The sequence below is a fragment of the Paractinoplanes tereljensis genome, from assembly GCF_016862435.1.
GTDB classification, from domain to species: domain Bacteria; phylum Actinomycetota; class Actinomycetes; order Mycobacteriales; family Micromonosporaceae; genus Actinoplanes; species Actinoplanes tereljensis.
The window spans coordinates 294940-307902 of sequence record NZ_BOMY01000033.1; the positions used below are offsets into that span (position 1 = coordinate 294940).

General features: G+C 71.0%; 12 protein-coding genes. 3 read left to right on the forward strand and 9 right to left on the reverse strand.

Going from position 1 to position 12963, the window contains the following annotated elements; genetic code table 11:
• Window positions 1-221: 221 nt before the first annotated feature.
• Window positions 222-572 (forward strand): hypothetical protein, encoded by a 351-nt coding sequence (locus Ate02nite_RS24145; protein ID WP_203809298.1) that lies wholly within the window; start codon window positions 222-224, stop codon window positions 570-572.
• A gap of 20 nt (window positions 573-592) precedes the next feature.
• Here Ate02nite_RS24145 and Ate02nite_RS24150 read toward each other — a convergent pair whose 3' ends face one another.
• From Ate02nite_RS24150 to Ate02nite_RS24175, 6 genes are all read right to left on the reverse strand, one after another.
• Window positions 593-1162, reverse strand: coding sequence for a hypothetical protein (locus Ate02nite_RS24150; RefSeq protein ID WP_203809299.1), 570 nt, complete (start codon window positions 1160-1162; stop codon window positions 593-595).
• Window positions 1163-1194: 32 nt separating this feature from the next.
• On the reverse strand, window positions 1195-2070 hold the full coding sequence (locus Ate02nite_RS24155; protein WP_203809300.1) for an ATP-binding cassette domain-containing protein: 876 nt from the start codon (window positions 2068-2070) through the stop codon (window positions 1195-1197).
• An 11-nt stretch (window positions 2071-2081) separates the two neighbouring features.
• On the reverse strand, window positions 2082-3248 hold the full coding sequence (locus tag Ate02nite_RS24160) for an alpha/beta hydrolase (protein ID WP_239147642.1): 1167 nt from the start codon (window positions 3246-3248) through the stop codon (window positions 2082-2084).
• 114 nt (window positions 3249-3362) lie between these two features.
• Entirely contained in the window at window positions 3363-4745 is a 1383-nt protein-coding gene (locus tag Ate02nite_RS24165) for an NAD(P)(+) transhydrogenase (Re/Si-specific) subunit beta (RefSeq protein ID WP_203809301.1), read from the reverse strand.
• Window positions 4742-5026, reverse strand: a complete 285-nt coding sequence (locus Ate02nite_RS24170; RefSeq protein WP_203809302.1) for an NAD(P) transhydrogenase subunit alpha part 2 — start codon at window positions 5024-5026, stop codon at window positions 4742-4744. Before Ate02nite_RS24170 ends, Ate02nite_RS24165 begins: the two co-directional genes overlap by 4 nt.
• Entirely contained in the window at window positions 5023-6159 is a 1137-nt protein-coding gene (locus Ate02nite_RS24175; RefSeq protein WP_203809303.1) for an NAD(P) transhydrogenase subunit alpha, read from the reverse strand. The genes Ate02nite_RS24170 and Ate02nite_RS24175 overlap by 4 nt, the downstream gene beginning before the upstream one ends.
• A 110-nt stretch (window positions 6160-6269) precedes the next feature.
• On the opposite strand from Ate02nite_RS24175, the gene Ate02nite_RS24180 reads away from it, so the two are divergent.
• Window positions 6270-6992, forward strand: a complete 723-nt coding sequence (locus Ate02nite_RS24180) for an acetoacetate decarboxylase family protein (protein ID WP_203809304.1) — start codon at window positions 6270-6272, stop codon at window positions 6990-6992.
• A gap of 60 nt (window positions 6993-7052) precedes the next feature.
• Here Ate02nite_RS24180 and Ate02nite_RS49505 read toward each other — a convergent pair whose 3' ends face one another.
• The 3 genes from Ate02nite_RS49505 to Ate02nite_RS24195 form a co-directional block, all read right to left on the reverse strand.
• The gene (locus Ate02nite_RS49505; protein ID WP_203809305.1) at window positions 7053-7715 is read right to left on the reverse strand and encodes a M15 family metallopeptidase; all 663 of its coding nucleotides are present in this window, start codon (window positions 7713-7715) and stop codon (window positions 7053-7055) included.
• Window positions 7696-7842 carry a hypothetical protein gene (locus Ate02nite_RS24190; RefSeq protein ID WP_203809307.1) on the reverse strand — a complete coding sequence of 49 codons (147 nt, stop codon included), beginning with the start codon at window positions 7840-7842 and terminating at the stop codon, window positions 7696-7698. The genes Ate02nite_RS49505 and Ate02nite_RS24190 overlap by 20 nt, the downstream gene beginning before the upstream one ends.
• Before the next feature lie 115 nt (window positions 7843-7957).
• Window positions 7958-11101, reverse strand: a complete 3144-nt coding sequence (locus Ate02nite_RS24195) for a hypothetical protein (RefSeq protein ID WP_203809309.1) — start codon at window positions 11099-11101, stop codon at window positions 7958-7960.
• A 272-nt stretch (window positions 11102-11373) separates the two neighbouring features.
• Between Ate02nite_RS24195 and Ate02nite_RS24200 the strand changes: the two genes are divergently transcribed.
• Window positions 11374-12954 (forward strand): methyl-accepting chemotaxis protein, encoded by a 1581-nt coding sequence (locus tag Ate02nite_RS24200; protein WP_203809311.1) that lies wholly within the window; start codon window positions 11374-11376, stop codon window positions 12952-12954.
• Window positions 12955-12963: the final 9 nt, after the last annotated feature.

Genomic DNA, 12963 nt, shown 5'->3' on the forward strand with positions numbered 1-12963 from the left:
CACCACCTGAATCTGACCGCCACATTGTGGAATTGCGTGCCGAAAAGCAGCGATATGCGTGCTTTGTTAATGGCCCGACGGGCCGAGAAGGCCAGATCTTGGCGACTTAGGCTCCCGTTTATTGATGCAAGTTACCAAGATCTCGACATAAAGGCGCAGGCCGTTCGGCGCGTGCATGTGCGTCTCCGTCGGCAGATCGTTGGTGCTCCCAGTGCCCGGCGGTGGCAGAGGCTCGGCGGGAGTCGCGGCAGGGAGGCGCGCTGACCGCGCTGACCGCGCTGACCGTGCTGACCGTGCTGACCGTGCTGACCGTGCTGACCGTGCTGACCGTGCTGACCGTGCTGACCGCGCTGACCGCGACTCGGAGGCGGCCGGGCGGCCGAGCGGCGGCCGGCGGCCGAGCGGCGGCGGGCCGCGGCGGGCGGCGGGCGGCGGGCGGGCGGCGAGTGAGAAAGGGTGCGGCGCGGCAGGGGGAAAGCGTTGGGGTCGGGCCCGCCCGGGGCGGGCGCGCGGAGGGTGAGTGTCGCCTGGCGGGACTGAGCGGCACGGGACTTTTCGGTGCGCGTATTTGAAGGAAAGCGTTAGGAAACCGCTAATCGCCGCTCAGGTCTCGGTTTAGGGTTAGGACTGCTGTGCCTAGGGCGGCTACCGCCCAGACTGCGAAAATCTCCAGGCTGAAAGCGTCGCCTGAGGCTGCGTCCAAATAGGCGGAAATCGGCAACTGCCATTCCATTTTGCCGATTATGCCCTCGACAATGACGAACCAGACGGCGAAGCCGAACAACAGCCAGGAGGCTCGGCGGACTATTGCGGCCATGGCCGCGCCGAAGATGGCCATTACGGGTACGACGGTCAGGGTGTCGTTGAAAGGCTGGTGTTCGCCTTTCAACAGGACCGGGAGGCCGGTCAGGAAGGCGAATACCTCGGCTACCAGGACTGTGGTCAGGACCTGGGCAAACAGCACAGCCAGGCGGTTTGGGCGGGCCAGATAGAGCAGGGCCACCGTGCGGTGCTGGTAATGCTGGGCCACCGTCAGGGCGGCAATGCCGAAGGCTCCCAGGCCGGCGAACAGGGCCCAGAACGTGGGCTCCAGAATGCCGAAGGACGCCGCTACCGCGCCGTATAGCGCCAATGAAACCCAGCTTGAGCGGATCGTGGCCATGCGGTACAGCTCGCTGCGGATCAAGGTTTGCATCAGGTGGCCGCCAGGGTCAGGAAGATCTGTTCCAGGTTCGGGGTGTCGGTGCTCAGCTCGTAGAGGGGGACGCCCTCGGCGAAGGCGATCTCGCCGGCGTCCTCGGGGGACAGGCCGTCCACCTCGAGGATCTCCTCGTCGGTGGTCACCTTGGCGCCGGCCTCCTCGAAGGCTCGCCACAGGCGCACGGGGTCGGCGCCGCGCACCCGCAGCCGGCCGCTCGCTGAGCCGTAGAGGTCCTGCAGCGGGCCGGCGTGGCGCAACTTTCCGCCGGCGATGATCACTACGTCGTCGATCAGCTGGGCCAGTTCGGCGAGCAGGTGGCTGGAGATGAGCACGGTGCCGCCGGCCGCCGCGTGTTCGCGCAGCAGGCCGCGCAGCCACGCTATGCCCTCGGGGTCGAGGCCGTTGGCCGGCTCGTCGAGGATCAGCACCGGTGGTTCGCCGAGCAGGGCGGTCGCTACCGCCAGGCGCTGGCGCATGCCCAGCGAGTAGTCGCCGGTGCGCAGGCTTCCGGCGTCGGTCAGGCCTACCTGGTCCAGCAGTTCGCCGACGCGGGTGCGGCTCGCGCCGGCCAGCATCGCCTGGCCGAGCAGGTGGGCTCGGCCGCTCTGGCCGGGGTGGGTGATGCCCTGTTCCAGTACGGCGCCGATCTGGCGTAGCGGCTGCTTCAACTCGGTGTACGGCTTGCCGTCGATCAGGGCCACGCCGGAGGTCGGCCGGGTCAGACCCAGCAGCATCCGCAGCGTGGTGGTCTTGCCGGAACCGTTGAGGCCGAGGAAGCCGGTGACCCGGCCGGTCTGCGCGGTGAAGGACAGGCCGTCGACCGCGCGGGTCTTGCCGTACGCCTTCGTCAACTCAAGCGTCTCGATCATCGTCGGGCACTCTAGCGATGCAGCGCCAGAAGTCCATCGGCGAAGGTGCGCCGCCAGTTCACGTAGTCGTGGCCGCCCTCGTATTCGGTGTAGTCCACCGGGTAACCGTGGCCGCGCAGCGCGTCGCGCATCTGCCGGACGACGGTCACCTGGTCGGGGGCGCCGCCCGGGCCGGCGGTCGTCTCCCACGTTCCTACGTCCAGGTAGAAGCGCACGTCGGCTCGGGGATAGCGGGTGATCTGGCGGGTCAGCCAGCCCGGTTCGCCGTGTGCCGGTTCCGGCCACCAGAAGCTCCCGGACTGGGCGATCACCGCGCCGAACATCTCGTGCGCGCACAACCCGACGTAGGCGGCGGCCAGGCCGCCCCGGGACACCCCGGCGATCACGTTGGCCCGGCGCTCGTGGCCGGCGCCCAGCTGGGTGCGCGCCCACGGCACCAGCTCGTGCTCGACGAACTCGTGGATCGGGCGGGTCGGTGAGAGGTCGTCCGAGCGGGTTTTCTCGAAGCTGCCCACGAACAGCGCCACCGTCGGCGGGATGCGGCCCTCGGCGATCAGGTTGTCGAGGATCGTCGGGATGCGCAGCACGTGCTGGGCCAGGTAACCGTCGAAGACGACAAGGACCGGCAGGCCCTCGGCGGGGGTGCCGGCCGGGCGGTAGACGGTGACCGGGCGGGGGCCGCCAAGTGCGGCGCCGGGCAGGACCACGTCGGTCAGCTCGCCGGCCGGAACCCCGGCGCGCGGGGCGGTCCACGGCTCGGGCGGGGCGTCGGGGAGTTCGAGAACGGACAGCCAGCCGTCCCGGTCGTCGGGGTCGGCGGGGTCGGCCGGGAAGTAGAGCCGGAGCGGGTTGGCCAGGTCGACGTGGGACGGGCCGGTGCCGGACTCGTCCGGTGGTGAGGTCTCGGCGCCGTCGTGGGTCAGGCAGTAGATCGTGCGAACCCGCGGGGACATCGTCCGGGAACCGTGCCACAGGTCGGTGCCCGGCACCCGGGCCAGGGGGATCTCGTAACCCCAGTACGCCCGGGTGCTGGTGGCCTCGCCCTGCCACAGGAACGTGACCAGGACGTCGCCGCCGGGGGCCGGCTCGATCAGCGGCGTGGTCGTTCCGGCCCAGAAATCCGCCAGGGCCTCGGCGGACAAAGTGGACAGGAGACTCGTGATGCGCGGACTCTGCACGGTGTCGGCTCTCCCACGATTCCAGCCCCGTTAGCGTTCTCAGCACCGAGCGTTCCAAGTTGATCACTAGGTGTCAAGTGACTGAAATCGATGAGTCGAGGGTTGAGTCGGGGGTCAGGAGGCGTACGCGTGCAGGCCGCTCAGCAGGGCGGCCAGGCCGGCTTTGGCGTCCGCGAACAGCATCGCTGTGCGCGGATCCGCGTACAGCTCGTTGTCGATGCCGGCGTAACCGTGCCCGAGCGACCGCTTCAGCACGATCACGCTGCGCGCCTTGTCGACGTCGAGGATCGGCATGCCGGAGACCGGGTTGCCGGGGCGGCGGGCGGCCGGGTTGGTGACGTCGTTGGCGCCGATGATCAGGGCCACGTCGGTGCGGGCGAACTCGGGGTTGCTCTCCTCCAGGTCCTTGAGCTGCTGGTAGGGGGCGTTCGCCTCGGCCAGCAGCACGTTCATGTGCCCGGGCATCCGGCCGGCGACCGGGTGGATGGCGTAGGTGACCTCGACGCCGCGCTCGGTCAGCGCCTCGGCCAGGGCGACCGCCTCGTGCTGGGCCTGGGCGGCGGCCAGGCCGTAACCGGGGACGATCACCACCTTTCCGGCGTACGCCAGTTGGATGGCCGCGTCATCGGCGGTGATCTCCCGTACCGCCGCGGAACCGGAACCACCGGTGACCGCGACGGCGTCGCCGGTGCCGTAACCACCCGCCATGATCGCGATGATCGGGCGGTTCATGGCGTCGGCCATCAGCTTGGTGAGGATCGCGCCGGCCGCGCCGACCAGGCCGCCCGCGATGATCAGCGGGGTGCTGTCCAGGACGAAGCCGGCCATCGCGACGGCGGTGCCGGTGAACGCGTTGAGCAGGGAGATCACGACGGGCATGTCGGCGCCGCCGATCGGCAGGGTGAGCAGCACACCGACGGCGAGGGCGGCGACCGTGACGCCGCCGAGCAGCCAGGAGTTCGCGTCGCCGGCCACGAACCACACGCCGAGCGCCGCCGCCACGAGCGTGAGCGCCGCCGAGATCGGCCGGCCGAACGGGACCGTGATCGGGCGGCCGGGGATGCGGCCGGCCAGCTTGCCCGCGGCCACCAGCGAACCGGTGAAGGTCACCCCACCGATCGCCACGTCGAGGACGCCGGTCACCGCGGCCTGGTTGGAGACAACCCGGTCGCCGAGCGCGATCAGGGCCGCCGCGCCGCCACCGACCGCGTTGAACAGGCTCACCAGCTGGGGCATCGCGGTCATCTGCACCCGCCGGGCGGCGATCAGGCCGGCCAGTCCGCCGGCGGCCGCGCCGAGGACCAGGGCGATCACCGCTCCGGTGGTCACGGTGTGGTCGCGGACCAGCACGACGACGGTGGTGAAGATGGCGACGGCCATGCCGGCCGCCGAGATCTGGTTGCCCCGCCGAGCCGTCGCGGGCGCGTTCATCAGGTGCAGGCCGATCACGAACGACACCGCGCAGGCGAGATAGACCAGGTGGATGGCGGTGTTCATCGACGGCTCCGGAACATCGCGAGCATCCGATCGGTGACCACGTAACCGCCGGTCACGTTCATCGCGGCAAAGAAGGCCGCCACGGCAAGCAGGATATATCCGGAAACGTCGGTGGTGGTGGCGGCCAGCAGCATCACTCCCACCAGCACCACTCCGTGGATCGCGTTCGCGCCGGACATCAGCGGCGTGTGCAGGGTGGCCGGCACCTTGCTGATCACCTCGAAGCCGACCAGCAGGGCCAGGGTGAACACGGTGAGGTCGGCCAGCAGCAGCGGACTCACGAGCGGATCTCCTTCCGGTCGCGCACCCGCGCGTTGACCACGCGACCACCGTGGGTGACCACGACGGCCGCCTGGATCTCGTCGTCGAGGTCGAGGACGACCTCGCCGCGGGGCATCAGGTGGGTGAGAAGGGCAAGGGCATTCCGGGCGTACGCCGTGGAAGCCGCCCCCGGCACGGTGGAGGCGAGCCCGGCCGCCCCGATGATCGTGACGCCGGCGTCGGTGACCGTCCGGGTGTCCGGAATTGATCCCTCGACGTTGCCGCCGTCCACGGTCGACGCGAGGTCGATGACGACCGAGCCGGGCCGCATCTTGGAGAGGGCGTTTTCGGACACCAGCCGGGGTGCCGGCCCGCCCGGAACCTGCGCCGTCGTGATGATCACGTCGAACCGGGGGATCGCCTCGTCGAGCGCCGACTGCTGGGCGATCTGCTCGTCCTCGGTGAGCTCCCGGGCGTACCCGCCGTCGCCGTCCTTGGCCGGGCCCGGGCCGCCGAGAACCGTGGCGCCGGTGGACGCGATGTCGGCGCGGGCCGCCTCGCGGACGTCGTAGCCGGTGACCAGCGCGCCCAGCCGCCGGGCGGTGGCGATCGCCTGCAGGCCGGCGACGCCGGCCCCCAGCACCAGGACCTGGGCCGGCCGGGTGGTGCCGGCCGCGGTCATCAGCATCGGGAAGAAGCCCGAGTATGCCTCCGCCGCCAGCAGCGCGGCCTTGTAGCCGGCCACGTTGGCCTGCGAGGTCAGCGCGTCCATCGCCTGGGCCCGGCTCAGCGTGCGGGGGAGCAGGTCGAGGCTGATCGCGGTCACCCCGGCGGTGGCCAGTTGCTGCATCAACTCCACGTTTCCGAGGGGGTTGAGCAGGCCGATCAGCAGCTGACCCGGGCGGCACGCGGCCACGTCGTCCGGCGGATGCAGGCACAGCAGGACGTCGCTCTCGGCGTACACCCGGTCGCGGTCGCCCACCACGGCGCCGGCGCCGTGATAACCGATGTCCTCGAACCAGGCGCGGGCGCCCGCGCCCGTCTCGACAAGCGCCGAGATCTCCTGTTTTCGCAGGCGGGCGACCCCGTCCGGGGTGAGCGCCACCCGCCGCTCGCGCCCCGCCGTCTCCCGCAACACACCGACCGTCGTCATGGACCACCTCGTCGTCGATCCCAACCGCCAACATCGATGCTGTCCCACTCGGCGTCAAGGGGCCACCCTGCCCGTTGTCCGGTGTAGTCGTCGCGCGGTACGTTCACCCGATGGCGGAGCGCATCGGTGCGGGAACCTGGTCCATTCAGGGCGAAACGGTCACCCTGCCGGTGACGATCACCGATGCCCGGATCACCGCGGCGGTCTTCACCGCCCCCGCGGCCGGCGCGCGCCAGGTCCTCAAGGACGTGCCGCTGAAGCCGATCACGCTCTTCGGCCGGGCGATCACCCTGCTGATGTTCATCCACTACCCCGAATGGGCGCTGAAGAGCTACGACGAGGTCGGCGTCGCGCTGCTCGTGCGCGGGCCCGGCGGCCGGCCCGGGCTGCACATCGTCGAGTTGCCGGTGACCGGGGCGTTCACCCGGGAGGCCGGGCAGGACTTCTGGGCGCTGCCGAAATGGCTGATGGAGGCCGATCTGTCGTTCGGCGGCACCGGCACGTCGGTGACGGTCCGCGACGAGGGCGCCGAGGTCATGCACGCCACGGTCGGTAACGGGCGGCTGCGCCTGCCCTTCGGGACCAGGCTCAAGGTCCCGTCGTGGTCCTTCCTGGCGCATGGCGCGCAGGCGGGACGCCTGCTGCGCGGCGCCCTTCCGATGAATCTGTCCGGCATCCGGGTGGGTCGCGGTGCTTATGCCGTACGGCTGGGAGAGCACCCGATGACCGCGAAGATGAGCGCGCTCGGGATGCTGGAGAAGCCCTTGCTCACTGTTACGGCTGCGCGGATGGCGGGTTCGCTGGGGGAGTTCCGCCCGTTTGCTCGCCGGTGAGCGCGGCGCCGGAGCGTCGCGCTCACCGGGTTGCGGTCCGCCGGGGGCTGCGGCCCGCGGTCACGGAAGCCGCAGCACCAAGCCGACCGGGATCAGGTCCGGGTCCGGTCCGATGGCGTCCTTGTTGAGCTGGTATAGCGCCTGCCAGCCACCCGGGATGTTCAGCCGCCGGGCGATCGTGGACAGCGTGTCGCCGGCCTTGACCGTGTACTTCTCCAGCGTGCCCGGCTTGGTGTGGCCGAGGTCGCGGCGGGCCTTGGACAGCATGTCCTCGGCGTCGTCCGGCGAACCCATGAACTCGAAGTGCATCGGGTCCTTGTGCTTGCCGCTGTAATTGCCGCCCCACGCGAACCCGAAACGGTTCCACAACGGCACGACCCACGGCGAAAGATTGGTGCGCAGAACCCCGTCGAACCGTTCCGGGTTCTTGTCCCAGTTGAGGTCGATGGCCAATCCCCAGGAATGGTTGCTGGCCTTCTGGGTGTTCTTGATCGGCCGATTCACGTACCCACCGCACCGCTTCGGGTCGAGCCGGTACCCACGCCGCTCGGTCTCGTCGAGCAGCATGTCCACCAGCGCCGCGATCCGCTTGTGCACGTTGACCTTGGTGCCGGACCGATCCGCCTTGACCCGCACCATGTCCCGCGACCGATCCTCCGGCCACCCGTTCTTCCAGCCCTTGCCCTTCGGGCTGATCGAATAGTCACTGATCGAGAACCGCATCGGACACCTCCTCCGGCTCAGGCTGACCGGACTCGGTGACCTCGTCCTCGTGATCGGGCGGCTGGGGCAGATCAGTATCCATCTCGGCAAGCCGGCTCTCGTCGCCGACCTGAGTTGTGTCAGGCATTTCCGCCCTCCTTTCCATGCCGCCAAGAATGGAAAGGAATGCCCCGCCGGTCAACGCACTCGTCATATCCGGGACGGAATGTATCTGGCCACCGCCGACCGCCCCAGCAGGCGCTTCAGCGGATGATCCGGGCGAGCCGCCCAGCTTCGACGGCCAACTCCGACCGGCCCGGCTCAGCGGCGGCCACCACCACATCGGGCAGATCGGCGCGGGCCCCGACGGCCTCCGCCGCCTCCGCCGCCACGGCCAGCATCTCCGGCACGCCGCCGGACACCGGTCGCCCTCGCAGCAGCGCCGGCACCAGGGCATAGGCCACCGCCCAAACGACATGCCAGGCGCGCCCAACGCCGATCTGCCGAAGGCTGTCCGCAGCCCGCCAAACGGTGTTCCCGTCGTTGATGCCGCCGCTCGCGACGATTCCGGTCGTGCCGCTCGCGGCAGCTCCGTCCGTGGCTGTGGCTGTGGCTGTGGCCGTGAGCAGAGCGCGCAGCTCGCGTCCGAGCAGCCCGGAATCGAGGCCGGTGCCGGCGGCCAGATGCAGGACCGCTTCGACGGCGGTCTTGCGCAGCCGCTCGTCCGGGGAAACCAGACCATGGGCCAGTGCAAGTGCCATCGCCGGGCCGAACGGGCCGGCGGCCTTGGCCAGGCCGAGCAGCGTCTCGGCGGCATCCAGTCCATCGTGCGCGTCCGCGAGATGCGGGACGCAGTGGGCGGCGATCACCTCGCGATGGCGGGGAAGAACCGCCGGCCAGCACCGCATCTCCGGCGTGGGCGCGCCGCCGAGGCCGGGCGGCGCCAGCAGGTCGCGAATGATGCTGTCCACGGTCGCCGAGGGCGCGGGATCGTGCAGGCGCGGCGGCACGCCGGTCGGCGTGGGTTCCGGCTGCGCGTCGTGCGGCAGAGTCGGCGCCTGCGGCGCTACAAAGGTCGCCAGCCGCCGCCCACTGCCGACACTCACGCCGGCCGGTGCCTCACCAGCCGCGGTTGCCGATGGGACGCCGGCTGCTGGCGCTGTTTGTGAGTGGCCGGCCTTGGCGGCTTGCCGGCCGTTGGCAGTTGGCAGGGTTTGTGGCTGGCCGGCCGCAGTTGCTGAATGGTCGTTGTTGGCCGCCGTGGTGGTGACCGTCGCTGTGATTGGTGGGAGGCCGCTGGCGCGCAACCAGGTCGCGAACTGGAGGCCGGCCGGCGAGTGCAGGCGGTCGGCCGCCCGCTGCACGGTGGGGTCCACGGCGGCGGGCAGGCGCAGCAGGGTCTGGGCCAGGTCGTAGGGACCGGGCTGCCAGCCGTCGCGCTCGGCGGCGATCAGCCGGAACAGCACCCGTACCGGGCTGACCAGCCCGTCCGTCGTCGCGGGCGTGGCCAGCAGCGCGGGCGGGGCGACGGTGGCCAGTTGCCGGGCCACCTCGCGGATCCGGCCCGGCACCATGGCGGCCGGCGGTGCCGCGGCGGGCACCGGCCGGTCGGCGAACCGGCCCGGCCAGACCAGCGACCCGAGCAGCGCGTCGAACGGTGCCGGCGCCGAATCGGCGAGCGGAACCAGGGCGGCGGCGAGTTCCTCCCGGTCGGATTGTGCGAGCGTGATCACCGCGGCGAGGATCCGTTCCAGGCTGACCGTTTCCAGCGGTTGCGGGAGCCGGATGGCGAGCTCAGCCACCAGCTCGGCGACCGTCGCGATCGGCGGCGGCATCCCGTCCGCCGGCTGCGAAACCGGCGCCGCCGGAAACAGCGGCGCGACGGGCTGCCGAACGGGCCCCGAGGCCCCGGCGTCGTCCTCGCGCACGGCTTCAACGAGGACCGAGTCCGGCTTGTCGGCCTCCGGCCCACCGGCGGCCATCGTCGGCGGCTGCTTAGCCTCGACGTACTCCGGACCGGGCCCCTGGCTCTCGGCCGGGCTTGGTCCGGTTGGCTGAGGCGCGGATGCGGGCTCCTGGCCTTTGACCGGGCTTGGCTCAGCTGTCTGCGGCTCGGCGGCCGGCATCTGGCCTTTGACCGGGCTCGGTTCAGCCGCCTGAGGCCCGGCGTGTCCCTGGTTCTTGGCTGGGCTCGGCTTGGCCAGCTGCGGCTCGGCGGCGGGTTTCGGGCTCGGCTCGGCTGGCTGGGGACGGGCGGCCGAACCTGGCGTGGTCCGCCGGATCTTCGGCGCGGTCTTTGCCCGGCCTGGGCCAGGCTTCCTGGTTTTGGGAGAGAGCTGCGGTGTGGGCGCGATTTCAGCCTGGGGTGAGGTGGGCTTGGTTCGCGATGGCCGCTGGGCTTTGGCCGCGGGGCGCGCGCCCGCCGTGGTTTCGGCTCGGGGAGAAACCAGCTTCTTGGGTTCGGTTCGGCTTGGGGCTGGCTTCTGGGTCCTGGCGGACGGGCGCTGGACCGGCGCGGACTCGGGCTCGGGTGGGCTGGGCTGCTTGGCGGCCGGCCGGGTTCGGGTGGGGCGCGTCTGCAGTGCCTGCTGGGCCAGCGCCGCGTGTGGGCCGTCCAGGAGGGCCGCGTACTCCTTGCGGTGTTTTGTGATTTCGATGGGGGTTGGGGTCAGCAGTTCGTGGGTTGTCATGGCGGGGCGCAGGGCCGCGGGGCTTCCGCCGGTGCGCAGGCGTTGCAGGGTCAGGCGGATCAGCTGGGCCCGGTCCACGTGGCCGGTCGCGGACAACCTGGCCAGCGCGGGTGGCCAGGTGGCGTCCAGGCCGGGGGTGTGGAACAGGTGTGGGAGCAGGTGTGGCAGCCACGGGTCGGCGGCCAGGCGGTCGGCGAGGGTGTCCGGGTCTCCCGCGTGGCCGCGGACCCAGGCGCGGACCACCGCCTCCTTGGGCGGCGGGGGTGTGCCGGTGGCTTGCAGGATGGCTGCGGCTATCGGCCATTCGCCGGGCCAGGCCGGGCGCGGGCGCATGCGGTCGGCCAGCACCGCGGCCACCGAGGCCAGGTGGGGGCGGCCGGGGGCGGTCAGCACCCGGATCAGGTCGGTGAGGGTGTCGGCGGACGGTGTCTGCTCGAAGCGGCGCGAGCGTAACCACGACACGATGGCGTCGGCGCTGGGCAGGCAGGCGGCGCCGGCGATCAGCGCGGTGAGGGTGTCGGCGCTGCGGACCGCGGGGGCCAGGGCCCGGCGGTTCGCCTCGGGGAGCGCCAGGAGTACGTCGGCCACGTCGGTGGGGGTGCCGTCGCGCAGGAGGTCGCGCAACTCGTCCTCGGTGAGGTGGTGTGCCAGGTGGTTGCGGGTGCCACCGGTACGGCGGGGGAGCCGTTCGGTGGCGGTTTCGGTGGCCGCGCCCATGATCGCGACCGTACCGGGGGTTCCGCTCGCCTCGCGGCGATTCGCCGCGAGTGGCCGGGCCGGTCCGGATGGAACCTAGCCTCCTAGGACGCCTTGCGAGGGGTGCGGGCGGCCACCGCGGGTAAGCGAAAGCGGCGAAGCAGGCGGTAGCGGAACGTCGGATCTAAGGCGTCGACTGCGGCCGAATCAGGAAATCTCGCTCTTCGCGCTCATCGTGGGGGACGGCGGTGCCGATCTTTACTACGCGACGTGCGATCACGAGAGGGCCAGGAATGGGACTGCTTAGTGGGTTCGACAACCGGTCGCTGCGTACCAAGATCGGTACGGCCGTTCTGATCGGGACGATCTGTGGTCTGATCGTCGGCGTCGTGGGCATCGTGACGCTGAACCGGCAGAACGACAATGCCGCGGCGGCGCAGCGCCGGACCATCGCGGTCGAGGCCGCGGCGGCCTCGTTCGCCAAGAACATCGAGTCGTACTCGGGTAACCAGTCGGCGCTGGCGCTGTACCCCAGCCTGGCCGACACGATCAAGAAGTCGCAGGCCGCCAACAAGGCGGCCGTCGACGACGCCCTGACCAGCCTGGCGTCGAGCCTGTCGGACGACAGCGCGGGCGTCACCGCGGTGGCCAAGGCCAAGACCGACTGGGATGCCTTCCTCACCTTCATCGCGACCGACCGCAGCAAGTTCACCGCCGCCCAGCTCTCCACCGTGCTGGAGGAGTACAACGGCCTCTACGGCGCCCTGGTCACCGACGAGACCACGCTGCAGGAACGGGCCACCTCGCTCTCCGAGGCGAGCATCGCGGACGCCGAAGCGGACGCCGACAAGGCGACCTGGGTGGTGTCCGGCATGCTCGCGGTCGGCGTGGTGCTGAGCCTCCTGGTCGGGTTCCGGGTGGCCGGCCGGGTGCGCGGTGCGGTGCAGGGGGTGTCGCATCTGGCCGAGGGGCTGGCCGACGGCGACCTCACCCGCACCTCCGGGGTGACCAGCGACGACGAGCTGGGCAGGATGGCCGCGGCACTGGACCGAGGGATCTCCCGGCTGCGCGAGGACGTCATTCAGCTGGTCGGCAACGCCGGCACGCTCAACTCGGCGGCCGCCCAGCTGACCGCGGTGTCCGGTGAGGTCGACGCGGCCGCGTCCGAGGCGTCGGCGCAGGCCGGCTCGGTGGCCTCGGCGGCCGATGTGGTCTCCAACAACCTGCAGGTGGTGTCGGCCGGCTCGGAGGAGATGGGCTCGGCGATCCGGGACATCAGCGTCTCCACCAGCGAGGCGTCCGAGGTAGCCGTGCAGGCCGTCGCGGTGGCCGCGCAGACCAACGCGATCGTGGGGCGGCTCGGGGAGTCGTCGGCCGAGATCGCGACCGTGGTCAAGACGATCACCGCGATCGCCGAGCAGACCAACCTGCTGGCGTTGAACGCGACGATCGAGGCCGCTCGGGCCGGGGAGTCCGGCAAGGGCTTCGCGGTGGTCGCCGGTGAGGTCAAGGACCTCGCGCAGGAGACCGCGAAGGCCACCGAGGACATCTCGCGGCGGGTGTCGACGATCCAGACCGACACCGACGGCGCGGTCGCCGCGATCGGCGAGATCTCCGCGATCATCGAGCGGATCAACGGCATCCAGCTGGCCATCGCCTCGGCGGTGGAAGAACAAACGGCAACGACGCAGGAGATGAACCGTACGCTTTCCGAGGCGGCGGCGGGTGCCGGCAACATCGCCGAGACGATCGGTACGGTCTCGGACGCGACCCGCCGTACGTCGGGTGCCGTGGGTGACACCCGGCAGGCCGCCGACGAGCTGGCCGTCACGGCCGGTCAGCTGCAGAGCCTGGTGTCGCGGTTCCGTTACTGAGTGGGTAAA